The sequence below is a fragment of the Martinezella lusitana genome (genome assembly GCF_010668395.1).
Taxonomy (GTDB): Bacteria; Pseudomonadota; Alphaproteobacteria; order Rhizobiales; family Rhizobiaceae; genus Rhizobium; species Rhizobium lusitanum_A.
Window position 1 is genome coordinate 166,426 of sequence record NZ_WUEY01000005.1, and the last position, 25,436, is coordinate 191,861.

At 62.2% G+C, this 25,436-nt stretch carries 26 protein-coding genes; 16 read left to right on the forward strand and 10 right to left on the reverse strand.

From position 1 onward, the window contains the following. Positions 1 to 62 precede the first annotated feature (62 nt). Together GR212_RS13610 and GR212_RS13615 are read right to left on the reverse strand one after the other, a co-directional pair. Positions 63 to 1,079, reverse strand: coding sequence for an MBL fold metallo-hydrolase (locus GR212_RS13610; protein ID WP_163987102.1), 1,017 nt, complete (start codon positions 1,077 to 1,079; stop codon positions 63 to 65). Beyond that, entirely contained in the window at positions 1,076 to 2,065 is a 990-nt protein-coding gene (locus GR212_RS13615) for a hypothetical protein (protein ID WP_163987103.1), read from the reverse strand. Before GR212_RS13615 ends, GR212_RS13610 begins: the two co-directional genes overlap by 4 nt. Positions 2,066 to 2,440: 375 nt before the next feature. On the opposite strand from GR212_RS13615, the gene ffh reads away from it, so the two are divergent. From ffh to leuC, 12 genes are all read left to right on the forward strand, one after another. After that, positions 2,441 to 4,009: a signal recognition particle protein gene (gene ffh, locus GR212_RS13620; RefSeq protein WP_163987104.1), complete on the forward strand. Its 1,569-nt coding sequence runs from the start codon at positions 2,441 to 2,443 to the stop codon at positions 4,007 to 4,009. Positions 4,010 to 4,027: 18 nt separating this feature from the next. Then, on the forward strand, positions 4,028 to 4,330 hold the full coding sequence (locus GR212_RS13625) for a chorismate mutase (RefSeq protein ID WP_163987105.1): 303 nt from the start codon (positions 4,028 to 4,030) through the stop codon (positions 4,328 to 4,330). Positions 4,331 to 4,458: 128 nt separating this feature from the next. Further along, positions 4,459 to 4,818, forward strand: coding sequence for a 30S ribosomal protein S16 (gene rpsP / locus GR212_RS13630; RefSeq protein ID WP_163987106.1), 360 nt, complete (start codon positions 4,459 to 4,461; stop codon positions 4,816 to 4,818). Positions 4,819 to 5,039: 221 nt separating this feature from the next. After that, on the forward strand, positions 5,040 to 5,621 hold the full coding sequence (gene rimM, locus GR212_RS13635) for a ribosome maturation factor RimM (RefSeq protein ID WP_163987107.1): 582 nt from the start codon (positions 5,040 to 5,042) through the stop codon (positions 5,619 to 5,621). 24 nt (positions 5,622 to 5,645) lie between these two features. Next, a complete protein-coding gene (gene trmD / locus GR212_RS13640) occupies positions 5,646 to 6,338 on the forward strand; it encodes a tRNA (guanosine(37)-N1)-methyltransferase TrmD (RefSeq protein ID WP_163987108.1) in 693 nt (230 codons plus the stop codon). 169 nt (positions 6,339 to 6,507) lie between these two features. Continuing rightward, on the forward strand, positions 6,508 to 7,068 hold the full coding sequence (locus tag GR212_RS13645) for a YcxB family protein (protein ID WP_163987109.1): 561 nt from the start codon (positions 6,508 to 6,510) through the stop codon (positions 7,066 to 7,068). 54 nt (positions 7,069 to 7,122) lie between these two features. Next, positions 7,123 to 7,542, forward strand: coding sequence for a DUF1801 domain-containing protein (locus tag GR212_RS13650; protein WP_163987110.1), 420 nt, complete (start codon positions 7,123 to 7,125; stop codon positions 7,540 to 7,542). 277 nt (positions 7,543 to 7,819) lie between these two features. Then, complete coding sequence (rplS, locus tag GR212_RS13655) at positions 7,820 to 8,362, forward strand: 50S ribosomal protein L19 (RefSeq protein ID WP_163987111.1); 543 nt, start codon at positions 7,820 to 7,822, stop codon at positions 8,360 to 8,362. A 326-nt stretch (positions 8,363 to 8,688) separates the two neighbouring features. Continuing rightward, positions 8,689 to 9,486, forward strand: a complete 798-nt coding sequence (locus GR212_RS13660) for a basic amino acid ABC transporter substrate-binding protein (protein ID WP_163987112.1) — start codon at positions 8,689 to 8,691, stop codon at positions 9,484 to 9,486. Positions 9,487 to 9,520: 34 nt separating this feature from the next. Further along, entirely contained in the window at positions 9,521 to 10,399 is an 879-nt protein-coding gene (locus GR212_RS13665) for an amino acid ABC transporter permease (protein ID WP_163987113.1), read from the forward strand. Between the two features lie 77 nt (positions 10,400 to 10,476). Next, positions 10,477 to 10,605, forward strand: coding sequence for a hypothetical protein (locus tag GR212_RS37525; RefSeq protein WP_281411050.1), 129 nt, complete (start codon positions 10,477 to 10,479; stop codon positions 10,603 to 10,605). Between the two features lie 69 nt (positions 10,606 to 10,674). Next, complete coding sequence (gene leuC / locus GR212_RS13670) at positions 10,675 to 12,084, forward strand: 3-isopropylmalate dehydratase large subunit (protein ID WP_163987114.1); 1,410 nt, start codon at positions 10,675 to 10,677, stop codon at positions 12,082 to 12,084. Between the two features lie 187 nt (positions 12,085 to 12,271). On the opposite strand, the gene GR212_RS13675 is transcribed toward leuC, so the two are convergent. Next, a complete protein-coding gene (locus tag GR212_RS13675) occupies positions 12,272 to 13,174 on the reverse strand; it encodes an EamA family transporter (RefSeq protein ID WP_163987115.1) in 903 nt (300 codons plus the stop codon). An 82-nt stretch (positions 13,175 to 13,256) separates the two neighbouring features. On the opposite strand from GR212_RS13675, the gene GR212_RS13680 reads away from it, so the two are divergent. Beyond that, the gene (locus tag GR212_RS13680; protein WP_163987116.1) at positions 13,257 to 13,745 is read left to right on the forward strand and encodes a MarR family winged helix-turn-helix transcriptional regulator; all 489 of its coding nucleotides are present in this window, start codon (positions 13,257 to 13,259) and stop codon (positions 13,743 to 13,745) included. Here GR212_RS13680 and GR212_RS13685 read toward each other — a convergent pair. After that, complete coding sequence (locus GR212_RS13685) at positions 13,722 to 14,648, reverse strand: LysR family transcriptional regulator (RefSeq protein WP_163987117.1); 927 nt, start codon at positions 14,646 to 14,648, stop codon at positions 13,722 to 13,724. The genes GR212_RS13680 and GR212_RS13685 overlap by 24 nt on opposite strands. Before the next feature lie 137 nt (positions 14,649 to 14,785). Here GR212_RS13685 and GR212_RS13690 point away from each other — a divergent pair, with 137 nt between their 5' ends. Then, a complete protein-coding gene (locus GR212_RS13690; RefSeq protein ID WP_204326569.1) occupies positions 14,786 to 16,246 on the forward strand; it encodes an MFS transporter in 1,461 nt (486 codons plus the stop codon). Positions 16,247 to 16,309: 63 nt separating this feature from the next. On the opposite strand, the gene GR212_RS13695 is transcribed toward GR212_RS13690, so the two are convergent. Then, positions 16,310 to 17,140 (reverse strand): aldo/keto reductase, encoded by an 831-nt coding sequence (locus GR212_RS13695; RefSeq protein WP_163987119.1) that lies wholly within the window; start codon positions 17,138 to 17,140, stop codon positions 16,310 to 16,312. Between the two features lie 393 nt (positions 17,141 to 17,533). On the opposite strand from GR212_RS13695, the gene GR212_RS13700 reads away from it, so the two are divergent. Both GR212_RS13700 and GR212_RS13705 read left to right on the forward strand, forming a co-directional pair. Next, on the forward strand, positions 17,534 to 18,217 hold the full coding sequence (locus GR212_RS13700) for a response regulator transcription factor (RefSeq protein ID WP_163987120.1): 684 nt from the start codon (positions 17,534 to 17,536) through the stop codon (positions 18,215 to 18,217). A gap of 7 nt (positions 18,218 to 18,224) precedes the next feature. Further along, positions 18,225 to 18,680, forward strand: a complete 456-nt coding sequence (locus tag GR212_RS13705) for a cyclic nucleotide-binding domain-containing protein (protein ID WP_163987121.1) — start codon at positions 18,225 to 18,227, stop codon at positions 18,678 to 18,680. Between the two features lie 116 nt (positions 18,681 to 18,796). Here GR212_RS13705 and GR212_RS13710 read toward each other — a convergent pair whose 3' ends face one another. The 5 genes from GR212_RS13710 to GR212_RS13730 all read right to left on the reverse strand — a co-directional run bounded on the left by GR212_RS13710 (position 18,797) and on the right by GR212_RS13730 (position 25,360). Then, on the reverse strand, positions 18,797 to 19,600 hold the full coding sequence (locus GR212_RS13710) for an exodeoxyribonuclease III (protein ID WP_163987122.1): 804 nt from the start codon (positions 19,598 to 19,600) through the stop codon (positions 18,797 to 18,799). 204 nt (positions 19,601 to 19,804) lie between these two features. After that, positions 19,805 to 20,455: an outer-membrane lipoprotein carrier protein LolA gene (locus GR212_RS13715; RefSeq protein ID WP_163987123.1), complete on the reverse strand. Its 651-nt coding sequence runs from the start codon at positions 20,453 to 20,455 to the stop codon at positions 19,805 to 19,807. A gap of 136 nt (positions 20,456 to 20,591) precedes the next feature. After that, complete coding sequence (locus tag GR212_RS13720) at positions 20,592 to 23,270, reverse strand: FtsK/SpoIIIE family DNA translocase (RefSeq protein ID WP_163987124.1); 2,679 nt, start codon at positions 23,268 to 23,270, stop codon at positions 20,592 to 20,594. Positions 23,271 to 23,544: 274 nt separating this feature from the next. After that, positions 23,545 to 24,981: an ammonium transporter gene (locus GR212_RS13725; RefSeq protein ID WP_163987125.1), complete on the reverse strand. Its 1,437-nt coding sequence runs from the start codon at positions 24,979 to 24,981 to the stop codon at positions 23,545 to 23,547. 28 nt (positions 24,982 to 25,009) lie between these two features. Beyond that, positions 25,010 to 25,360 carry a P-II family nitrogen regulator gene (locus GR212_RS13730; protein ID WP_034509110.1) on the reverse strand — a complete coding sequence of 117 codons (351 nt, stop codon included), beginning with the start codon at positions 25,358 to 25,360 and terminating at the stop codon, positions 25,010 to 25,012. Positions 25,361 to 25,436: the final 76 nt, after the last annotated feature.

Consider the following 25,436-nt stretch of genomic DNA (forward strand, 5'->3'; position numbering starts at 1 on the left):
CCCCCTCATCCGACCCTTCGGGCCACCTTCTCCCCGAAGGGAGAAGGAATTTGGTGCGTCCCTCACGCAACAGGCACGTCGAAGACTTCCCCTGCCCTGAGCGGGCGAAAGCGATCCGGCTCGACGCCCTCGGCCTTCAAGGCGACATCCAGCGCCTGAACGGGCGCATCGATCCCCTCGTCCGTCAGCTGGAAGGTCGCGAAATGATGGCCGGCGACATAGGCGGCATTGCAGAGCTTCATGCCCTTCACCGCCTCTTCCGGATTCTGGTGCTGGCCCTTCATGAACCAGCGCGGCTCATAGGCGCCGAACGGCAGGATCGCGAGGCGAAAGCCACCATGCTTTTCCCGGACGGCTTGATAATTGATGCCGTCGTGAAACCCGGTATCGCCGATATGATAGATCTTGCCCGATGGCGTGGTCAGCACGAATGCCGCCCAGAGAGCCATGCGCCGGTCGCCCATGCCCCGCGCCGACCAGTGATGACAAGGTTCGACATCGATGGTCACCCCGTCATTGACGGCAATGCGGTCGCCCCAATCGACCACGGTGATATTGGCATCGGGAACGGCACGGCGAATGATCGTATCGTTGCCGAGCGGTGTCACCATCTGCGGCCGATGCGCCGCCTGCAGGCGCGCGAGCGTGGCGAGATCGAGATGGTCATAGTGATTGTGCGTCACCAGGACGAGGTCGATATTCGGCAGGTCCTCGAAGCGGATGCCGGGCGGCACCACGCGCTTCGGCCCGACGGAACGGAAGGGGCTGACCCGATCCGACCAGACCGGATCGGTCAGGATGTTCAGACCGGCGATCTGCACCAGCATCGATGCATGCCCGACCATGGTCACACGCAACTGGCTGCCGAAAACGTGCCGGTCGGGCCTGGCCGGAGGGAAGGCGCTGATGACGGGATTGGGCCAGCGCACCCGGCCGCCGCCAAACTGCCATTTCAGCAGATCGAACGGACCGCCCGGCGCGACGCCGCCGGGATTGAAGAAGCGCTGACCATCGAAGTGGTCCGAGACCGGACCCTGATAATAGGGATTTTTCCTGGATGGACCGGATGAGCTCGTCATGACTTGTCCGCGCCTTGATGGTCCGCTGCCTGTCCTTGCGGCCGGCCGATCCTGGCAAGCCACTCCTCGGCCTCGCCCGCCGTCAGCGTTCCCTCGATCACGACATTCGCCGGCATGGCGAAGAGCTGCGGCGTAAAGAAGCTCGTATCCCAGAGGGCTGCTCCTTCGATCGGAGGTGAAAGCAGAATGACTTGCCGGTCATCGATGCGGGCTATCGTCTCGACAGGCGCCTCGCCGGAAATCTCGATGAGACCGGATTGGTCCGGCTGCACCGTCTCATAGCGCCACCAGGGCTCGTCGTTGCCGTCTTCGGCCACCGTCACGCACCGCGCCATGTCGGTGATGAACCTGTTGGGCGCGCGGCCGCCGGGCAACGTTTCGCCGAATGCCGCCTGGATGAGCGTGAACAGATGAAAGCAGTTGACGATATTGTCGTAGCGCAGGCGAAAGCCCTGACGGCTGGGCAGATGCAGCACGAGCAAGGCGTCGCTTCGGCTCAGGAGCACCTGGCGGACCCAGGCTGCGCCCGGCGTATAATCCTGCAGCTCGGCAAGCTGCGCCATCAGCGCCTTGTTGCCGGCCGCGAGCTTGCGTTCCTGCGGCATGGCGGAGAGATGCGAAACCGCCGACTGGCTCAGCAGCTGGAAGGCATCGAGCAGCTGTCTTTGCCGCGGGCTCAGCTCCTTGTGGCCTGCAAAGCCGCGATGGACCTGCGGCAGCCAGGCCATATAGAGCTCCCACACGGCCGCGCCGCTGCGCTCCACCGCACCGCCCTTCTCGACGATGGTGCCGAGCATGTTGGCAAGGATCGCGGCGCCCGGCGGCGGCAGGTGGCCAAGCTCGCGCGCCGCCCGCGCCACGATCTTGGGCTGAGCCTTGGCGCCCGCGTAGAAGGCTTGCGCCGCCGCATTGAATTGCGCGTCGACGCGGCCGCCGGCATAGGCGCGGCAGGCGGCAAGAAGGTTGGTCAGGGCTGCATCATTCATTCGGGTCTGTCTCGGAGAATCATGTCTTGGCGGGGATCGATACAACAATTAGGAAAAGGCGCTGCCGGTAAAACGACATTCATATAGCGATATCGGCCGGGCGTTTCAGGCATTTCCGCCGCCTTGGGTTGACTTTGCCGGCCTTTTCCTGTTTATCGCCCGCAATCTGCGACGAGCACAAGCCTCCGAGCCACCGACCGGGACCCATAAAGGTATAAAGAGATCCCGGAGGTCAACACCCGACAGCGCGACGCGCCCTCGGGTGCTTTTTGGCTTTGCGTCTTGTTTTCGTCATGGAAAAGCACGACGTTTTCGGGCGAGGATCCGCACTTATGCGCAAATCCAAAGCTCCAGGCGATCGATAAGGAAGAATTGATGTTTGAAAACCTCCAGGACCGTCTTGGTTCCATTCTGAATGGACTGACAGGCCGCGGCGCGCTTTCGGAAGCCGATGTTTCCGCAGCGCTGCGCGAGGTTCGCCGCGCGCTGCTCGAAGCCGACGTGGCGCTTGATGTCGTTCGCTCCTTTACCGATCGCGTCCGTGAAAAGGCCGTCGGCGCCGAAATCCTGAAGTCGATCAAGCCCGGCCAGATGGTCGTCAAGATCGTGCATGACGAGCTGATCGAAATGCTCGGCGGCGAAGGCGTCGGCATCGACCTCAACGCGCCGGCCCCGGTCGTCGTCATGATGGTCGGCCTGCAGGGCTCCGGCAAGACCACCACGACGGCCAAGATCGCCAATCGCCTGACGAGCCGCGACCGCAAGAAGGTCCTGATGGCGTCGCTCGACACGCGCCGTCCGGCAGCGCAGGAGCAGTTGCGCCAGCTCGGCGTGCAGACGGGCGTCGATACGCTGCCCGTCATCGCCGGCCAGTCGCCGACCGATATTGCCGCCCGCGCCGTGCAGGCCGCCAAGCTCGGCGGCCACGACATCGTCATCCTCGACACCGCCGGCCGCACCCATATCGACGAGCCGCTCATGGTCGAGATGGCTGACATCAAGAAGCGGTCCAATCCGCACGAAATCCTGCTGGTCGCCGACAGCTTGACCGGTCAGGACGCCGTCAACCTCGCCCGCAATTTCGACGAGCGCGTCGGGATCACCGGCCTCGTGCTGACCCGCATGGACGGCGATGGCCGCGGCGGTGCGGCCCTTTCGATGCGCGCCGTCACCGGTAAGCCGATCAAGCTGATCGGTGTCGGCGAAAAGATGGGCGAGCTGGAGGAATTCCATCCCCGCCGTATCGCCGACCGCATCCTCGGCATGGGCGACATCGTCTCGCTGGTCGAGAAGGCCGCTGAGAATATCGACGCCGAGAAGGCTGCCGCCATGGCCGCCAAGATGGCCAAGGGCAAGTTCGACCTGAACGATCTCGCCGATCAGCTCGGCCAGATGCAGAAGATGGGCGGCATGGGCGGCATCATGGGGATGATGCCCGGCATGGCCGGCATGAAGGACAAGATGGCCGCCGCCGGCCTCAACGACAAGCTTTTCGGCCGCCAGCTCGCCATCATCTCCTCGATGACCAAGGCAGAGCGCGCCAATCCGGACCTGCTGAAACATTCCCGCAAGAAGCGCATCGCCGCCGGCTCCGGCACCGACGCCTCCGACATCAACAAGCTTCTAAAGATGCACCGCCAGATGGCGGACATGATGAAGATGATGGGCGGCAAGGGCAAAGGCGGCATGATGAAGCAGCTGATGGGCGGCCTCGCCGGCAAGATGGGCCTCGGCGGCGGCATGGGTGGAATGCCCGACCTGTCGAACATGGATCCCAAGCAGCTCGAAGCCCTGCAGAAGCAGGCCGAAGCCGCGGGCCTCGGCCGTCCCGGCGGCATGCCGGGCCTCGGCGGCGGTGGCGGATTGCCCGGTCTCGGCGGCGCCAAGCTGCCGGGTCTCGGCGGTGGTTTCCCAGGCCTGCCCGGTTTGCCGAAGAAGAAGTGAGAAGGATCGCTGAACCCCATGATTGATCCAGACGTCAAAGCCCAACTGGGCAACTACCGCCAGTCGATCGACAATATCGATGCCGCACTGGTGCACATGCTGGCCGAACGCTTCCGCTGCACGAAGGAAGTGGGCGTGCTGAAGGCCAAGTACGACCTGCCGCCGGCCGATCCGGCGCGCGAAGAATACCAGATCGAACGCCTGCGCCGTCTGGCAAAGGACGCAAATCTGGACCCGGATTTCGCCGAGAAGTTCCTGAACTTCGTCATCAAGGAAGTCATCCGGCATCATGAACAGATCGCTGCCGATCTCAAAGGATAATTCCCGGCAGCATGATCCCGAAAGACGCAGGACGTTTTCGACAGGGATCGTGCGGCACGGGAAAGGCAGCGCGACGTAACCAATACCGCTAAACGAAGCGGTCAAGAAAAGCCTAAGGAGTAGAAATTATGGCACTGAAAATTCGTCTCGCCCGCGGTGGTTCCAAGAAGCGCCCGTACTATCACGTTGTTGTTGCCGACGCTCGCTCGCCGCGCGACGGCCGCTTCCTGGAGACCCTCGGCTCCTGGAACCCGATGCTCGCCAAGGACGACGCCAAGCGCGTTGAACTCAAGGCCGAGCGCATCAAGCATTGGCTCGACCACGGCGCACAGCCGACCGACCGCGTTCTGCGCTTCCTGGCCGAAGCCGGCATTGCCCAGCGCGACGCCAAGAACAACCCGGAAAAAGCAAAGCCGGGCAAGCGCGCTCAGGAACGCGCTGCTGAAAAGGCACAGAAGGCCGCTGACGCAGCTGCTGCTTCCGAGTAATCGGCTCCGCAATCATTGAAAAACGGGCGGCATGGCGACATGGCGCCCGTTTTTTATTTCCCATCCGCGGGTCTTCATCCTATGAGAGAACGCAACGGCAGCCCGCGCGTCACATATGACGCGCAAAGGCCGCTGCAGCACTTTATATCCGCTGCATAATTCCTTAAATCGAATCCGATTTGAGGAATTATGCAGCGATCCCGGCAATCGGCGAAGAGAGCATGACGAAACTGCAAAACCCGGTATTGATGGCCACCATCGGCGCGGCACAGGGCCTCAGAGGCGAAGTGCGGGCCCGCGCCTATACCTCGGACCCCACGGCGCTTGGCGACTACGGCCACCTGCACAGCATGGATGGCCGCAGCTTCGAAGTGCTGGAAATTCGCGAAGCCAAGAACATCGTGGTGGTGCGCTTCCGCGGCGTCAACGACCGCAATGCCGCCGAGGCGCTGAACGGGCTGGAGCTCTACATCGAGCGCGACAACCTGCCGGACGAGGAGCTCGACGAAGACGAGTTCTACTACACCGATCTCGAAGGGCTGGAAGCGGTCGACGACAAGGGCACCAGCTACGGCACGATCAGCGGCATTTATGATTTCGGCGCCGGCGACCTCCTGGAGCTTAAGGGGCCGGGCAAGCGGCCTGTGCTGATTCCCTTTTCGGAAGCCGCCGTGCTTGAAATCGACCTCGAGGGCGGCAAGGTCCTGATCGATCCGCTGGCCGCCGGCCTGATCGACGACCCCGACGACCTCATCGGCAAGCCGCCGAAGCCGGAAAAGCCGCAGGGCAAGACGAAGAAGTGATCCTTATTGGGAAGTGACCGCGCCATGAGCTTCCGGGCCACCATCCTGACCCTCTACCCCGAGATGTTTCCCGGCCATCTCGGAACGTCGCTCGCCGGCAAGGCGATGGAACGCGGGCAATGGTCGCTCGACACCGTGCAGATCCGCGATTTCGCCACCGACCGGCACCGCACCGTCGACGACACGCCCGCTGGCGGCGGCGCCGGCATGGTGCTGAAGCCGGATGTCCTTGCCCGCGCCATCGATCATGCCAGCGAAAACGACAATCGTCCGCGCCTGCTGATGAGCCCGCGCGGCAAGCCGCTGACGCAGAAGCGCGTGCGCGAACTTGCGAACGGCGATGGCGTCATCATCGTCTGCGGCCGCTTCGAAGGCGTCGACCAGCGCGTCATCGACGGCCGTGACCTCGAGGAAGTCTCGATCGGCGACTATATTCTCTCCGGCGGCGAGCCGGCCGCGCTGATCCTGCTCGATGCCATCGTCCGCATCCTGCCCGGCGTCATGGGCAACGATCTTTCCGGTCTGCACGAGAGCTTCGAAGGCGGTCTGCTGGAGCATCCGCACTACACTCGCCCGCAGCTTTGGGAGGATCGCGAGATCCCCGCCGTGCTCACGTCGGGCAACCATGCGGCCATCGCCAAATGGCAACGGGAACAGGCCGAACAGCTGACAAGGGAACGCAGGCCGGATCTTTTGGACAAAATGCCAAAGGCATAGAGGCCGGCTGACTATTTGTCTGCCCGGATCTATTCATTACCTATGTGCTTTTGAAGCGGCCACACTATCTCACCACGCTTTGAGCACGAGTCCTCAGCTTTCGGGGATAGCAGCGCCTCTATTCGTGCAGTTCAACTGATGGATCGATGACGCGGGAGCCAAGAAGCCTATGTCAGAACTCAAGCAGGACGAGCAGCGGACAGACATTCTTTTTCAGCTGACCCCGCAGGATCTGACCTACGCTCTTCGTCTGCATTTTCGCCAGCATCTGAGGAGCAGACCGGGGATCGTTCGCTTTGCCGTGCTCTGGATTCTGGCGATAGTGGCCTATGGGCTTATTACCGCAAGCATTATCGATACAAACGATGCACTTATCTCCATTTTGTCGTTTGCTGTCATCGCGCCCTTGGCGATCGTCGGCATTCCGTTCCTGCTCGTCTATACGCTGGGCGGAAGAACGGCGCGGAAGACCTTTAACGAACAGCGCACGCTGCAGAAGCCCATTCATCTTTCGTGGAATGAGGATGGAGTGCATCTCTGGAGCGATTTTGGCGAAGCACGCATGCATTGGACCGATTTCGTCAAAGCACGGCAGGATGGGCATTGCATCATGTTCTACGAGTCCCAGCGCCTCTACAGAATCATCCCCAAGCGCATTCTGACGGATGAACAAGTTCGGGAGCTGCAGGCTCTGGCGCTCAAGATTCGCGATCATCGCGGTTTTGAATAGCCGTTCAATAGCGCTATAGGATGTGAGATTGCGACCTTGAGGAGGGCGAGGAACATGGTGAGAGACAATACGGCGGGCGCTGAACAGCCGGCATCCGCGTCCCGGCTGATCGACGAGAGAATTCAGGAACTGACCGATTGGCGCGGCAAGACGCTTGCACATGTCCGCGCACTCATCAAACAGGCCGAACCCGAGGTCGTTGAGGAATGGAAGTGGCGCGGTGTTCCGGTGTGGTCGCTTGACGGCATTATCTGCACCGGCGAAACCTATAAAAGCATCGTGAAGCTGACCTTCGCGAAAGGCGCTTCGCTGGAAGACCCTTCCCGTCTGTTCAACTCCAGTCTCGAAGGCAATACGAGACGAGCAATCGATATCAGTGAAAACGAAGAGATCGATGGTGAGGCGTTGAAGGCACTTGTTCGCGCTGCAGCGGCTCTCAATGCAACGGCAAGGAAAAAGCCCAGGAAATCCTGACCCTCGCGCGACAGGAGGCGGCGAACCGCGGAATCACCCCTGCAACACGCCTATACCGCAACAAACGCCACATAATTCGGCCGCAAGGGGTGACAAATGCGCGGCAATAGGGTATGTGCGCGCCCGGCATGGGAAATTTCCCATCAACCACCAAAGAAAAGCAGACGTATCCGCCCCTGCCGTAACAGGCATATATCGCGCGGCGAGACCTTCGGGTCCGACCAAGGATAGATCGTTCGGGCGCTCTGGCTGTTGAAGCAACAACGAGGTTGATACTATGAACATCATTCAGCAGTTGGAAGCCGAACAGGCTGCCAAGATCGAAGCCAAGCGCACTCTTCCCGAATTTTCCGCCGGCGACACCGTTCGCGTCAACGTGAAGGTCACGGAAGGCAACCGCACCCGCGTTCAGGCCTATGAAGGCGTTTGCATCGCCCGCTCCGGCGGCGGCCTGCAGGAAAACTTCACCGTTCGCAAGATCTCCTACGGCGAAGGCGTCGAGCGCGTATTCCCGGTCTACTCCCCGATGATCGAAAGCGTCGAAGTCGTTCGCCGCGGTAAGGTCCGTCGCGCCAAGCTCTACTACCTGCGCGACCTGCGCGGCAAGGCTGCCCGTATCGTCGAGAACACCGGCACCCGCGCCCGCAAGCTGAACGACGCCGAGCGTCAGGCTTTTGCCGATGAAAAGGCACGCATCGAAGCCGAGAAGGTTGCAGCTGCTCAGGCGCTCGCAGCCGAAAAGGCAGCAGCGGAAGCCGCAGAAGCAAAGGCAGCCGCCGAAGCTGCAGCAGCCGCTGCAGCCGAGCCGGCAGCAGAATAAGTTTCGATCCACTCGGATCGCGACAATGGAAGGCGGCCTTCGGGTCGCCTTTTTTGATGGCCGTCATACACGTTCCGGCGAAAAGAATATTTCTCCTTGAGCCGCATGTTTTAGAGTTGCATTCCCATTTTTATGATCGTCGCCGTGGCAATGCCCTTGCCATGAGCTTTCCAAATATGACAGTTTTCCGCCACGCTGGCGTCGGATGATTTCAGGTCGCATCGACCTGAAATCTCAATCCGCGCCGGCATCAAACAGGGGGAGCATGACGTCGTCCGAAAACCGCTCACGCTTTTCGGCATCATGCTCTAATCGGGGAGATTTCCATGGCATTCCGTCGTTCGTTCCTACTGGGCCTCAGCGCCCTCGTGCTTGCACCTTTCGCCACCTTCGCAGCCGACCTGCCTGATCTCAAAGGCAAGACCATCGTCGTCGTCACCGAGAATGCCTATCCGCCGCTGCAGTTCATCGACGCAAAGACGAACAAGGCGATCGGCTGGGAATATGACGCGATGAACGAGATCGCCAAGCGCCTGAACTTCAAGGTCGAGTACCAGAACACCAGCTGGGATGCGATGATCCAGGCCGTTTCCGAAGGCCAGTACAACATCGGCATGACCGGCATCACCATCAAGGAAGACCGCAAGCAGAAGGTCGACTTCTCCGATCCCTACATGCGTTCCGAGCAGTTCATGCTCGTGCGCGGCGACGAGAAGCGCTTCACCGACGCCAAGAGCTTCGCCGCCTTCAAGGACGGCCTGATCGGCGCGCAGCCGGGCACCACCCCCTTCTACACCGCCGTCTACGAAGTCCTCGACGGCAACGAGCAGAACCCGCGCATCAAGACCTTCGAAACCTTCGGCGCGACCGTGCAGGCGCTGAAGACCGGCGACGTCGATCTGGTGCTGACCGACGGCACGGCCGGCAAGGGCTATGTCGATGCCTCCAACGGCGGCCTGAAGCTGATCGGCGGCCCGCTCGGCTCCGAGGATTTCGGCTTCATCTTCCAGAAGGGCTCCGATCTCGTCGCCCCGGTCAACGCCGCGATCGCCAGCCTCAAGGCCGACGGCACGCTCGAAGCTCTGAACAAGAAGTGGTTCCTCGACTACAAGATGGGCCAATGAGCCCCGCAGATCGACATACTGGAAGCCCGCTCTGATGGCACCATTTGCAGGCCCGGGCGGGCACCGCGGCAAGGAAGACTTTCCCTGGTGGTTGGTCGCCCTTGCCATACTCGGCGTCGTCGCGTCCATCGCAATCGCGGCAAACGGCCTCTACGCCCAGATTTTCTCTCTTCTGTTGAATGGTATCGGCGTCACGATCTTCGTGACGCTGGTGGCCTTTACGCTTGCCATGCTGCTCGGCCTTGGGCTTGCGCTGCTTGGCCTGTCGGATTTCCTCGTGCTGCGGCAGGTCGCGCGCTTTTATATCGAGATCGTGCGCGGCATTCCGATGCTCGTGCTGCTCTCCTATGTCGCCTTCGTCGGAACGCCGGCCTTCGTCGCCGTCTATAACGTCATCACCTCGCCGCTGGTCTCCGCCGGCTGGACAAGCCCGCTTGTCACCCGCGACGTGCCCTTCGTCTGGCGCACCATCATCGCCTTAACTATCGGCTATTCGTCCTTCATCGCCGAAATCTTCCGCGCCGGCATCCAGGCGGTCGACCAGGGCCAGATCGAAGCGGCCAAGGCGCTGGGCCTCACCCGCTTCCAGCGCTTCCGGCTCGTCGTCTTTCCGCAGGCGATCCGCGTCATCCTGCCGCCGCTGTCGAACGATTTCATCGCCATGGTGAAGGATAGCTCGCTGGTGTCCGTGCTCGGGGTCGCCGATATCAGCCAGCTCGCAAAGCTCTATTATTCGGCCAATTTCCGCTACTTCGAAACGCTGTCGATCCTCGCCTTCATCTATCTGCTGCTGACGGTCGGCCTGTCGCTGCTGCTGCGGCAGCTGGAATCCTGGATGCGCCGGCGTTCGGGCAGCGATCGCTCCGCCTTCCGCCGCATGGCGTCAGGCCAGCCGCCGGACGCGCAAATGTGATTGGTGCGGCCAAATGCCGACCGTACCGAGACACCCCATCGTCGCCATTGCCGAAGGTTTTGAAAATTGATATGAGCATGGCCATGACTAGGATCATGAGCAAAGACGGGCGTTACGTCACGGCTTTCGTGCTGCAGGACCACAAGCGCCTGCCGGCACGCTTCTTTGCGATGATTTCGGGCGCGCTCAACAGCCGACTTCGCTGATCACACCCGAGGCCGACGGTCCTTATCCGTCTCCCCCCCTTTCGACACCGCCAATATGGATAAGTAGCCATGAGCGCTCCACGCACACTGTACGATAAAATCTGGGACGACCACCTGGTCGATGCCCAGGACGACGGCACCTGTCTTCTCTATATCGACCGCCACCTCGTTCATGAGGTGACGTCGCCGCAGGCATTCGAAGGCCTGCGCATGTCCGGCCGCAAGGTCCACGCCCCGCAGAAGACGCTGGCTGTGGTCGATCACAACGTTCCGACCTCGGCCGACCGCCACCTCGGCATCAAGAACGAGGAAAGCCGCATCCAGGTCGAGCAGCTTGCCAAGAACGCCGCCGAATTCGGCGTGGAATACTACTCCGAAAGCGACAAGCGCCAGGGCATCGTCCACATCATCGGCCCCGAGCAGGGCTTCACCCTGCCCGGCATGACCATCGTCTGCGGCGACAGCCACACCTCCACGCACGGCGCCTTCGGCTCGCTGGCGCATGGTATCGGCACCTCCGAGGTCGAGCATGTGCTCGCCACGCAGACCCTGATCCAGAAGAAGGCGAAGAACATGCTGGTGCAGGTCGACGGCCAGTTGCCGCCGGGCGTCACCGCCAAGGACATCATCCTCGCCATCATCGGCGAAATCGGCACCGCAGGCGGCACCGGCTACGTCATCGAATATGCCGGCGAAGCCATTCGCTCGCTGTCGATGGAAGGCCGCATGACCATCTGCAACATGTCGATCGAGGGCGGCGCCCGCGCCGGCCTGATCGCCCCGGACGAGATCACCTTCGAATACATCAAGGGCAAGCCGCGTGCGCCGAAGGGCGAAGCGCTCGAACAGGCGATCGCCTACTGGAAGACGCTGACGTCTGACGAAGGCGCCCACTATGACCGCATCGTCACGCTCGATGCCGCCAACCTGCCGCCGATCGTCTCCTGGGGCTCCTCGCCGGAAGACGTCGTCTCCATCCAGGGCATCGTTCCGAACCCGGACGACATCCACGACGAGACCAAGCGTACGTCCAAGTGGCGTGCCCTCGACTATATGGGCCTGAAGCCGGGCACCCCGATGACCGAGATCAACATCGATCGCGTCTTCATCGGCTCGTGCACCAACGGCCGCATCGAAGACCTGCGCGCCGTCGCCAAGGTCGTCGAAGGCAAGACCGTTGCCTCCACGGTCGATGCCATGATCGTTCCGGGTTCCGGCCTCGTGAAGGAGCAGGCGGAAGCCGAAGGCCTCGACAAGATCTTCAAGGCTGCCGGCTTCGACTGGCGCGAGCCCGGCTGTTCCATGTGCCTCGCCATGAACGACGACCGCCTGAAGCCCGGCGAACGTTGCGCTTCGACCTCGAACCGCAACTTCGAAGGCCGTCAGGGCTTCAAGGGCCGCACGCACCTGGTCTCGCCGGCCATGGCAGCTGCAGCCGCGATCGCCGGCCACTTCGTCGACATCCGCGAGTGGAACTGATCCACTCGGAAGCATGAATGACAAAGGGCGGCCTCAAGGCCGCCCTTTTTGTTTGTGGATAGGATAATCGCATATCAAATGAGGTCGATGCCCCGCACCCCTTCTCCCCTCGGGGAGAAGGAGCCGACAGGTAGATGAGGGGGATGCCATTCATGCGAAAGCTCAGGAACTTAAGGCGACTACCCCCTCATCCGATCCTTCGGACCACCTTCTCCCCAAGGGGAGAAGGAGTCTGCCCAGCCGGGCCTTGCTGCGCCCTCTGGCTGAGCCAGACGCTGCCGAGCACGACGACGATGCCGAAGATCTGCATCGGGCTCAGCTGCTGGCCAAGCACCGCCCAGCCCAGGATGACGGCCATCGTCGGGCTGAGAAAGCCGAGCGGCGAGACCACCGAGGGCTCGAGCCGCGACAGGCCTCTGAACCAGAGAATATAGGTGAGCGCTGCGCCGATCAGTCCGAGATAGGTGAAGCCGAGAATGTTGGCGCCGGTCAGGTGCGGCAGCGGCGGTTCGAGCAGCAGCGCGGCGGGCAGCAGCAGCACGCCGCCCGCGGTGAGCTGCCATGCCGTAAACGTCAGCGGCGAGACATCAGGCCGCCAGCGCCGGCTGAGCACGGTGCCGGCCGCCATCGAAAAGGCGCCGGCAATGCCGGCGGTGATGCCGATCGGATCGAGCGTCGCCTTCGGCGTGAGGATCAGCAGCGCGACGCCGCCGATACCGGCAACGGCGGCGATAATCGAAAGGCTGCGGATCGGCGATCCCAGCAGCAGCCGCGCCAGCACGAGGACGATCAGCGGCTGGACCGCGCCGACGGTCGCTGCCACGCCGCCGGGCAGCCGGTAGGCCGAAATGAACAGCAGCCACCAGAAGACCGAGAAATTCAGCGCGCCGAGAACAAGCGACTTCAGCCACCAGATCCCGCGTGGCAGCCGCCGCACGATGACGAGCAGCAGCAGCCCGGCTGGCAGGGCGCGCAGCATCGCGACCGTGAGGGGATAGCCGGCCGGCAGCAGTTGCGTCGTCACAAGATAGGTGCTGCCCCAGATCGCCGGCGCGATGGCCGTCAGCAGCAGATCGACATTGCGGTTCATGGCCCAAGCCTCGAATTTATCTTGACCTCAAGATAAACTGAAATCTCTTGACGTCAAGATAAATTCGTGGCGAGGTCCCGGCATGGATCGCATCGACAAAATTCTTGAGCAATGGCGCCGCGAACGGCCGGATCTCGACCCTGTGGCCATGGGCCTCTTCGGGCGCATGCGCAATCTCACGCTCCATCTCTCCCGCGAGATGGAGAAGACCTTCGCCCGCTTCGGCCTGAACGCGGCGAACTTCGACATGCTGGCAACCCTGCGCCGCTCGGGCGAGCCCTATGCCCTCTCGCCCGGCGACCTGATGGATACGATGATGGTGTCGTCGGGCACGATGACCAACCGCATCGACCAGCTGGAGAAGGCAGGCCTCGTCGCCCGCAGCCAGAATCCGAATGACGGCCGCAGCTTTCTGATATCGCTGACGTCGAAAGGCTTCGAGCTCATCGACGCGGCGGTCACGGCGCATGTCGAAACGCAGGCCCGGCTGGTTTCAACTCTTTCGGAAGATGAGCGAACGGCGTTGGACAGCCTGCTCCGCAACTATTTAGCCAGCTTCGAATCTCGCTGACAGGTCGGAACGCCGCTCGGCGCAGACATCGCGGATGCAGCCGCGCAGCCAGCGATGCGCCGGATCGGCGTCCAGCCGGGGATGCCAGAGCAACGAGATCGTCACGTCCGACGTCGGCACCGGCAGGGCGAAACTATGCATCCCGGCCCGCAGGTTGCCGGTATAGCGCTCGGGTACGCTGACGATCAGGTCGGAGGCGCGCGCCAGGGCCAGCGCCGCCGAAAAACTGCCGACGATGGTTACGATCCGCCGCTCGCGCCCCAGCCTTTCCAGAGTCTCGTCGATCTGTCCTTTCCGCAAGCCACGCCGCGAAACGAGAATGTGCTGGCCGGCGGCATAGCGCTCCGGCGTCATCGGCCCCTCGCTCAGCGGGTGGCCGCTGCGTACCACGCCGATGAAACGATCCCGGAACAAGGCCTGCGTTCGCAGCTCCGGGCTGGTGTCGTCGCTAACGACGCCGGTCTCCATATCGATCGTACCGTCGCGTAGCGGCGCACTGTCCTTGTCCAGCTTTTGCGTGAAGTAAAGCCGCACCCCGGGCGCTTGCTCCGCGATGCGAGCGATCAGCCCAGGCCCGAAATTCTCCACGAAGCCCTCGCGGGTGCGTAGTGTGAAGGTCCGGATGAGCTGCGTCAGATCCAATGTCGCGGCGGGCCGCAGGGCCGCTTCCGCGTCCTGAACGAGCTGACCGACACGCGCCCGCAATTCCAAGGCCCGCGGCGTCGGCACGAGCCCGCGCCCGGCCCTGACCAGCAGCGGATCGCCGGTCGTCTCGCGCAGGCGCGCAAGTGCCCGGCTCATGGCCGATGGGCTCAGCCGCAATCGCCGGGCCGCCCGCGCAACACTGCCTTCCGCAAGCAGAGCATTCAGGGTGACGAGCAAGTTGAGATCGGGCGTGGACATGGCGCGATCATAGCACGGTTTTCCCAATACATAGCGTCAAACGCACGAATGAAGTGCAAATGCTGCGCGTTCCGCCATTCCAGCCGAGAAGCTACCTTTCCGCCGGGACCTATCAGACGTCGCCAGAAATGGAGTTCATGTTGAAGCCAGTCATCGAAAAGCCGGACAAGAGCGGGTCCGGACGCATCAAAGCCGCACCCTCGGTCCATTGGGCGCTCGCCAGCCTCTCGCTCTCCATGCTCATGCCTTCGCTCGATACCAGCATCGCCAATGTCGGCCTGCCAACGCTCGCCCAGGCATTCGGCGCCTCCTTCCAGCAGATGCAATGGGTCGTGCTTGCCTATCTGCTGGCCATTACCGCCCTGATCGTCAGCGTCGGGCGGCTGGGCGACATTTTCGGGCGGCGGCGTCTGCTGTTGATCGGAATAGCCCTCTTCACCCTCGCCTCCCTCTTTTGCGGCGTCGCGCCGACGCTCTGGCTTCTGCTCGCAGCGAGAGCCCTGCAAGGTCTCGGTGCCGCCATGATGATGGCGCTGACCGTGGCGATGGTCGGCGAAACCGTGCCGAAGGAGCGGACGGGCAGCGCAATGGGCCTGCTCGGCACCATGTCCGCCATCGGAACCACGCTCGGCCCGTCCCTCGGCGGCATCCTGATTGCTTGGTACGGCTGGGAAACCATCTTCCTGGTCAATGTGCCGCTGGGGATCGTCAATTTCCTGCTGGCCGCCCGCTTCCTGCCGGCGGATCGAGCCGACAGGAAAGTCGCGCAGGGACGCCCGGATGCGATCGGCACCTTGCTGCTGGCAATGACGCTGGCCACCTATGCGCTGGCCATGACGACAGGGCATGGCAGCTTCGGCGCGGTAAATATTGGCCTGCTTCTGGCCGCGGCCTTCGGCGCCGCCCTTTTTGCGGTCGCCGAGACGAAAGTGAAATCGCCGCTGCTGCGCCTCTCCATGTTCCGCGATCCCTCGCTAAGCGCGAGCCTTGCCATGAGCACGCTCGTTTCCACCGTCATCATGGCGACGCTCGTGGTCGGCCCCTTTTATCTCTCCCGCGCCCTCGGCTTCGATGCGGCCCATGTCGGCGCCATCATGTCGGCCGGCCCCTTGGTGTCGGCGCTGACAGGCGTGCCGGCCGGCCGCATCGTCGACCGCTTCGGCGCTCATCGTATGGCCGCGACAGGTCTTATCGGCATGATTGCAGGCCTGCTGCTGATGGCGGCGCTGCAAGGCAGCTTCGCCGCCGCCGGCTATATCGGCCCGCTGGTCATCGTCACCGCCAGCTACGCGACGTTTCAGGCGGCCAACAACACCACGATCATGTCCAACGTCACGCCTGAGCGGCGCGGCGTCATTTCCGGCATGCTGAGCCTGTCCCGGAATCTCGGGCTGATAACGGGCGCATCCGTCATGGGCGCCGTCTTCACGCTGGGGTCGGGAACGACGGATATCACAACGGCACGACCGGAAGCGATTGCGACTGGCATGCAGATCGCCTTCACGGTCGGCGCCCTGCTGATTGCCGTGACATTGGCGATAGCACTCGCCGGTTTTGCGGGCGCGAAGCGAGCGTCTCTTTCAAAAGGATCGCTCTGATCCGCTCCAGCGTAAAGGCCGGAAGCAGATGCTTCCGGCCTTTCCAAAACTCAATTTCCAAAATCAGAAGCTTGCCGTCACCGGATCCGGGCCGATGCGGCCGCTGGCCGAATCGAGCTTGCCGATCTCGGCCAGGTCGTCGCCGTCGAGCTTGAAATCGAAAACCTTGAAGTTGTCTTCGATGCGGCTCGGCGTGATCGACTTCGGGATGACGATCAGGCCGTTGTCGATGTGCCAGCGGATGATGACCTGCGCCGGCGTGCGGCCATGCTTGGCGGCAACCTTGCCGATGACGGCATTGTCCAGCAGCTTGCCCTGACCGAGCGGGCTCCAGGATTCGGTCTTGATGCCGAGCTTGTCGTGCACCTCGCGCAGCGCCTTCTGCTGGAAAGTCGGATGCAGCTCGATCTGGTTCAGAACCGGCGTCACGCCGGTTTCGCCGATGATGCGGTCCAGATGCTCCTTGGCGAAGTTGGAAACGCCGATCGAGCGGGCGCGGCCTTCTTCCTTCAGACGCACGAAAGCCTTCCACGTATCGAGATAGCAGTTGCGATGCGGCGACGGCCAGTGGATGAGATAGAGATCGATGTAATCCGTGCCGAGGCGCTTCAGGCTTTCGTCGAAAGCCTTCAGCGTGGAATCGAAGCCCTGGTCTTCGTTCCAGAGCTTGGTGGTCAGGAAGATATCCTTGCGGGCGACGCCGGACTGGCGCATGCCTTCGCCGACGCCGTCTTCATTGGCATAAATGGCTGCGGTATCGACATGGCGGTAGCCGGCCTTCAAGGCCGTGCTGACCGCCAAAGGCGCGACGTTTTCCGGCGTCTGCCAGACGCCCAGGCCGACCTGCGGAATGGAATTGCCGTCATTGAAGGTGATTGTCGGTTGCGTGGTCACGATAAGTCTCCAAGGGATGAGATGTGGAGGGAGTGAAGGCGTGATTCAAATCTGGAAGGAATAGGTCCCGGACTGGCCCGCGCGGGCGCGCCGGTCGAAAACCTATATAGTGGAGAATGCTGCGATTTTAACCCCGTAGGATCGGTTCAGACCAGCTGAACGGCCGTTCCCTTGCCCGGGAATGGAAGCAGGCCCGGCATATCGCGAAAGTTGATCGCACCCGGCCCCGCCCTTGTCTTTTCCATTTTCCTCACATGTTTTTGCTTTGCGCGTGATTTCATTTGAAATCATAGCAGTTTCAACCAAACGACCAAGCCTGGGCCGCGTCGCGACTTGCTAAAAATGCAATTTGGCGTAGGACTTAGGAAGGATTAGAACGAGGATCCGAAGGGCATGACTGCACGCACCATTCTCCTGGTGGACGATGACAACGACCTGCGCGAGATGTTGGTCGAGCAATTGTCGCTTTACGAGGAATTCAATGTCCTGCAGGAGGCGACTGCCGGAAAGGGCGTGCAGACCGCGCGCACCGTGCCTGTCGATCTCCTCATCATGGATGTCGGACTGCCTGACATGGACGGCCGCGAAGCCGTGAAGCTGCTGCGCAAGAACGGTTTCAAGGCGCCGATCATCATGCTGACGGGCCATGACACGGATTCCGATACCATTCTCGGTCTCGAAGCCGGGGCGAACGATTATGTGACGAAGCCCTTCCGCTTCGCCGTGTTGCTCGCCCGTATCCGCGCCCAGTTGCGCCAGCACGAGCAGAGCGAGGATGCGACCTTCACTGTGGGACGCTATCTGTTCAAGCCGAGCCAGAAGCTGCTGACCACCGACGACGGCCAGAAGATCCGTCTTACGGAAAAGGAAGCCGCCATCATCCGCTATCTCTATCGCGCCGACCAGAAGGTCGTAACCCGCGATATCCTTCTGGAAGAGGTCTGGGGCTACAATTCCGGCGTGACCACCCACACGCTCGAAACCCACGTCTACCGCCTCCGCCAGAAGATCGAGCGCGATCCCTCCAACGCCGAGATTCTGGTGACGGAAAACGGCGGCTACAAGATCATTCCGTAGGCAATAGATGGCGCTGAACGACGATATCCGACTGCTGTCGCAATTGCCGCTGTTTCACGGCATGGGCGATGAGCCGTTGCGGCTGATCGCCTTCGGCGCCGACCGCCGCCATGTGAACGAGGGCCAGACGCTTTTCAGGGAGAAATCGCCCGCCGAATGCGCCTATGTCGTCACGCGCGGCAGTTTCGAACTCAGCACGATCGATGCCGCCGGGCAAAAACAGCTGGAAGCGGTCGTGCAAGCCGGCACGATGCTCTCGGAACTGGCGATGGTGACGCTGGTGGAGCGGAAATATACGGCCGTGGCAGTCGAAGAGTCCGACGTGATCCGTATCACGCGCGCCCTGTTTCACCGGCTGATCGAGGAATATCCCGATGCCGGCCTGCTGATCCAGAACCGCATCCGAGAAAACTTTGCCACCCTTGCGAGGCAGGCAGCCGCATTGCTCGGCCGCTTTTCCTAGAGCGGTTCCGCGTTTCGTGAAATCGCGGAACCACTCCATCTCTTTGTTTTGATTCTATTCCGGACAGAAAACCGCGGCGGACTTTTCCCGGAATTGCTCCAGGCCGCCATTCCCTCTTAGAGATTGAAATGCGCCACGACCGGCACATGGTCGGACGGGCGATCCCAGCCGCGCGCCGCCTTCAGAATCTCGATCCGCTGCAGGAGCGGGCCGAGGTCGGAGGACGACCAGATATGATCGAGGCGGCGGCCTCGGTCGGCGGCTTCCCAATCCTTGGCGCGATAGCTCCACCATGTATAGAGCTTCTCGTTTGCCGGCACCTGCTGGCGCATCAGGTCGAGCCAGGCGCCGCGCTTCATGACCTCGAGCAACCCGTCGGTCTCGACAGGCGTATGGCTGACGATCTTCAGCAGCTGCTTGTGCGACCAGACGTCATGCTCCAGCGGGGCGATGTTGAGATCGCCGACGAGGATCGCCGAGGTGTTCTGCTCGGCATTCGCGTGCAGATGCTTCATCTCCTCAATGAAATCGAGCTTGTGGCCGAACTTCGGATTGATGGCGCGATCCGGCTCGTCGCCGCCGGCCGGAACATAGAAATTATGCAGGCGGACACGCCGGCCGCCACGCTCGAAGATGGCCGAGATATGCCTGCTGTCGCCGACATTGCAATAATCCTGCCGGTGATCCTCGGTCAGCGGAATGCGCGAGGCGATGGCCACGCCATGATAGCCCTTCTGGCCGTGAATGATGATGTGCTCGTAGCCGAGCGCCCGGAGTGGCGCATAGGGGAACAGCTCGTTCGGAACCTTGGTTTCCTGCAGGCAGAGGATATCCGGCCGGGCCTGCATGACGAACTGCTCGACGATGGGCATGCGCAGCCGCACCGAGTTGATGTTCCAGGTCGCAATCGAAAATCCCATGCTCAAGCCTTTCCCTCAGAGCAATTCCAGGAAAAGTGCGCAGCGGTTTCCCATCCGGAATTGCGTCAAAACAGACAGCCGGAGCGGTTGAGCGATTCTCGCGAAACGCTGCACCACTCCGGTCATACTCAAGGCTTTAGACCGGCTGAGACGGAAAGAAAAGCGCCATTCGGCGCTTGCCCAAGGCCAAAGTACCGGCGGCGATCAGCGGGTATAGTCGATGCGGAAAACACTGTCGTCGAAGGCGACATTGGTCTTCACATTGTTGATGATGACATCCGTCGTCTTGCCCTGGGGGTCGATGACGGTCCATTGGCGCAGATCGTAGGTCTTCGAATCGAAGATCATCGTGATGGTGGAATCGCCGAAGACGGTACGGTTGCCGAGCGTGATCTTGGTGAGATCCGGCTGCGAATCGACATTGCGGACCATGTCGGCGGAGAGGTCGATCTTGTTGGCAAGCAGCAGGCTCAGCGGCGTCTTCGACAGCTGATACATGTTTCTCGTCTGCGTCTGGTCGTTGATGACCTGCACGTTGTTGCCGTCGCAGATCACGCGCATGCGCGACGGCGGATCGTAGTTGAAGCGCATCTTGCCCGGCCGCTGAATGAAGAAAGCGCCGCTCATCTGATCGCCGCGCGGCCCGATCTGCAGGAAGCCGCCCTTCATCGTCTTGATGGACGAGAAATGGTCGGCAATCGCCTGGGCGATGTTGGGATTGAGGGCAGCTGCCTGCGCCTGCGCAAAGGCCGAAACCGGCAGAGCGCCTGCCGCACCGGCCGCGACCACGGCGCCGAGGAAATGCCGGCGGGTCAGGGACAATCGGCTGGACGGCTGCGCATCAAACTTGGTCATCGAATTCTCCTTCATGCTTTGTCCATCGCGCGCAAAGTCGGCGTCTTCATGGCGCAACGGCCCGTGGCCGGTTGTGGGCGGCGATCAAATTTCGCTGAACATAGGCTGGATATACGCCACGGAAAGACCGCTGGCCTCAGCGATCCAGAATGTCCGCCTCGGTGGGAACGAGAATTTCACGCTTGCCGGCATGGTTGGCCGGGCCGATGACGCCTTCCTGCTCCATGCGCTCGATCAGCGACGCGGCGCGGTTGTAGCCGATGCCTAGACGACGCTGGATGTAGGAGGTCGAGGCCTTGCCGTCGCGCAGAACGATCGCAACCGCCTGGTCGTAGGGGTCTTCCGAATCGGAAAGATTGGAGGTGCCCGCCGGACCATGGCCGTCGTCGTCATCCTCGTCGTCATCGGCGGTGATCGCGTCGAGATATTGCGGCGAGCCCTGCGTCTTCAGATAGGCGACGATATCCTCCACCTCGCCGTCGGCGACGAACGGGCCGTGGACGCGCTGGATGCGCCCGCCGCCGGCCATATAGAGCATGTCGCCCATGCCGAGCAGCTGTTCGGCGCCCTGCTCGCCGAGAATGGTGCGGCTGTCGATCTTCGACGTCACCTGGAAGGAGATGCGCGTCGGGAAGTTCGCCTTGATCGTGCCGGTAATGACGTCGACCGACGGGCGCTGCGTCGCCATGATGACATGGATACCGGCTGCACGCGCCATCTGCGCCAGGCGCTGCACCGCGCCTTCGATATCCTTGCCGGCGACCATCATCAGGTCGGCCATTTCGTCGATGATGACGACGATATAGGGCATCGGCTTCAGGTCGAACTCTTCCGTCTCGTAGATCGCCTCGCCGGTCTGGCGGTCGAAGCCGGTCTGCACGGTACGGCTGATTGCCTCGCCCTTGGCGACGGCCTGCTCGACGCGGCTGTTGAAGCCATCGATGTTGCGCACGCCGATCTTGGACATCTTCTTGTAGCGCTCTTCCATCTCGCGGACGGTCCATTTGAGCGCGACGACGGCCTTCTTCGGATCGGTGACGACGGGCGACAGCAGATGCGGAATGCCGTCATAGACCGACAGTTCCAGCATCTTCGGGTCGATCATGATCAGACGGCACTGTTCCGGCGTCATGCGATAGAGCAGCGAGAGGATCATCGTGTTGATGGCGACGGACTTGCCCGAGCCGGTCGTGCCGGCGACGAGCAGATGCGGCATCTTGGCGAGATCGGCAATGACGGGCTCGCCGCCGATGGTCTTGCCGAGCGCCATGGCGAGCTTCGCCTTCGAGGTCTCGAAGTCACGGCTGGCGACGAGTTCGCGCAGGAAGACCGTCTCGCGCGTGGAGTTCGGCAGTTCGATGCCGATGGCATTGCGGCCGGGAACGACGGCGACACGCGCGGCGATCGCGCTCATGGAACGGGCGATATCGTCGGCAAGGCCGATGACACGGGAAGACTTGATACCGGGCGCCGGCTCCAGTTCGTAAAGCGTGACGACCGGGCCGGGGCGGACATGGATGATCTCGCCCTTGACGCCGAAATCCTCGAGCACGCCTTCGAGCATGCGGGCATTCTGCTCCAGCGCGTCGGCCGAAAGCGTGGCATCGCGGGCAACGGCCTTCGGCTCGGCGAGCAGGTGGACGGCCGGGAGCTGGAAACCGTAGGGACGGATGAAGGAGGTCTGCGCCTCGCGCTCGGCCCGCGCGCCCGGCTTCGGGCGCGGCGCGGCCGGAGTGACGCGATGGCCGGCAGCCGCTCCCTTCGACGCGGATGGCGTCAACGGCCAATCTTCGTCCTCGTCGTCAGGCAGGATGCCGGCCGGACGTGGCGGATCGCGATCGTAGACCGAATCCTCGTCCTCATCCTCGTCGTCGCCGAGACTGATCGAGGGGGCGGAAACGACACGGCGGGCAGCGGGGCCGTCCATCGACGGCTCGAGACGATCTCCGCGCGCAACCGGCGTCTTGGCGCGCACAGGCTCGTTCAGCGTACCGAATTCGTCATCGTTGAAATCGTAGGGCGCATCGAAGGCGTGGTCGCGGCGCTTGCGCGGCCCCATGCCGAACAAGCGGCGAAGGCGGGCCTGGGCATTGTACCAGGCGTGCATGACGGCACCGAAGGCCATAAAATTGACGAGGAAACCGCCGCGGTCGTCATCCTCGTCCTCATCGCCCACGCGTCGCGCGCGGCTGCGGGTCTCTTCGTAGTCGCTCTCATCCTCGTCTTCGTCTTCCACGAGGTTTTCGCCGATGATGCCGGAGGCGAAAAGCATGAGCCAGATGGCCGGAACGGCAAGAACCGAACCGATGACCGTGGCGACGGCGCCGCTCGGATAGGTGCCGATGAACAGAGCCGGAAGGCGCAGGAGAAGGTCGCCGACGACACCCCCGATGCCATTCGGGATCGGCCAGGTGGGCGGTGCCGGAAAGCAGGCGATCGAACCGGCTGCGACGATACAACCGCCGATCCAGGCGCCAAGGCGAGACGGCACGCGATGAAGCTTGCGGTTTGTAATCAACGCCAGCGCCCAGGCGGCAACCGGCAGCATCGCCAGCACCGAGGCAAGGCCGAGCGACTGCATCACGATGTCGGCAAAGGCAGCGCCGGGGAACCCGAGCAGATTGGTCGGCGCATTGGCGGTTGCGTAGGAATAGCTGGGGTCCATGACGTTCCAGGTCGCCAGCGCCGCGACGGCGAGCGCCAGCAGGAACAGCATTGCGAAGCCTGTCAGGCCCTTGACCTGACGCCAAACCACACTCGATAGCGATAAGCGGTCGGGGCGACCGCTCAACGCCGCCGAATTGCTTCTGCCCATGATATCCAGCCCCGTTCCTTGTCGATAGCGCAAGCGAATCGGTCTATGCCCACTCGCCGGCAGGTTAGCCCTACCTAATCAGAGGAGGGTTAATGGCGTGTTAACCATGCATTCCAACCTCTCGTGTCGTCCATCTTTGCCGCCGATTGGTACAGCACAAACAAAAAGGGCCCGAACCGGGGTTCGGGCCAAAAGCGGCCTATCTGCAATCAAATAGGACGCGACGGGACGTTCGGCGATGCCGGAGACGCTGCTCCGGCATCGCAAGCTCCAATCAGGAATTGTGGTAGGCGGCTTCGCCGTGGGAAGCGAGGTCGAGACCTTCGCGCTCGGCTTCGACCGTGACGCGCAGGCCGACGATGACGTCGACGATCTTGTAGAGGATCGCCGAACCGATGCCCGACCACAGAAGCGTGATGACAACGGCCTTCAACTGCGACATGACCTGCGTTGCCGTGCCGGCATAGCCAGCCGCGAACGTCGGCGAGCTGTAATCGACGACGCCGGCGCCGCCGAGCGACGGGTTGACCAGGATGCCGGTCATGATGGCGCCGAAGATACCGCCGATGCAGTGTACGCCGAAGACGTCGAGGCTGTCGTCGTAGTTGAACTTGTTCTTAACGACGTCGACGAAGAAGTAGCAAATCGGCGAAACCAGGATGCCGAGGACGATGGATCCCATCGGGCCGGCAAAGCCGGCAGCCGGGGTGACGGCAACGAGACCGGCAACCGCGCCCGAAGCAGCGCCGAGCATCGACGCCTTGCCGCGGGTGAAGGTTTCGACAACGCACCAGGAAAGGGCGGCTGCTGCGGTGGCGACGAAGGTGTTGATCATGGCGAGCGAAGCGCCGCTGCTGGCTTCGAGGTTCGAACCGGCGTTGAAGCCGAACCAGCCGACCCACAGCAGCGAAGCGCCAACCATGGTGAGCGTCATGGAATGCGGGGCCATGATCTCTTTCTTGTAGCCGGTGCGCTTGCCAAGGATGATCGCGCCGACCAGGCCGGCGATACCGGCATTGATGTGAACGACCGTGCCGCCGGCGAAATCAAGCGCGCCGAGGTTGAAGATCATGCCGCCCGGAGCCGTGTAGGAGCTCGGACCGCCCCAGTACCAGACCATGTGAGCCATCGGGAAGTAAACGAAGGTCACCCACAGGAAGACGAAGAGCATGACGGCCGAGAACTTGATGCGCTCGGCAAAAGCACCGACGATCAGGGCCGGCGTGATGCAGGCGAAGGTCATCTGGAAGCAGATATAGGTCAGCTCCGGGATGGCAACGCCCTTGGTGAAGGTCTCGGACAACGAGGAGGTGGTAACGCCGGCGAGGAAGGCCTTGGAGAAGCCGCCGACGAAGCTGTTCAGCGAACCGCCGTCGGTGAAAGCGAGCGAGTAGCCGTAGACGCACCAGATGATCATCACCATGGAGGTGATCATGAAGACCTGCATGAGGACCGACAGCATGTTCTTGGCGCGGACGAGGCCGCCGTAGAACAGTGCGAGGCCCGGAATGGTCATCAGGAGAACCAGAACCGTGGAAACCAGCATCCAGGTATTGTCACCCTTGTCCATGGTCATCGCCGGCGCTGCCGCAGCGACAGCTGGCGCCGCAGCCGGTGTGGCGGTCTGCGCGAAGGCGATCGCCGGCGCAAGCAAGGCCGCAGAAAGCGCGCCCACCCGTGCGAAGGTGGAGGAAAGCTTGGAAAATGACATGCAAATAACTCCCTGATCCGCCGTGTTCTTACAGCGCTTCTGAATCGGTTTCGCCCGTACGGATGCGCACGGCATGGTCAATGGAATAGACAAAGATCTTGCCGTCGCCGATCTGCCCGGTCTTGGCGGCGGATGCGATGGCCTCGACGGCCTTGTCGACGATTTCGGATGCGACCGCGACCTCGATCTTCAGCTTCGGCAGAAAGCTCACGGCGTATTCGGTGCCGCGATAGATCTCGGTATGCCCCTTCTGGCGCCCGTAGCCCTTCACTTCGGTCACGGTCAGGCCCTGGATGCCGACAGCCGTGAGGGCCTCACGGACCTCATCGAGCTTGAACGGCTTGATAATGGCCATCACAATTTTCATCTGGTTTCCCATCCTTTGTTTACCCTCGGCACGGAGCCGACTCTCCTTGCCGCCGACGAGTGTTTCTGCAGCGACTGGGTATACACAT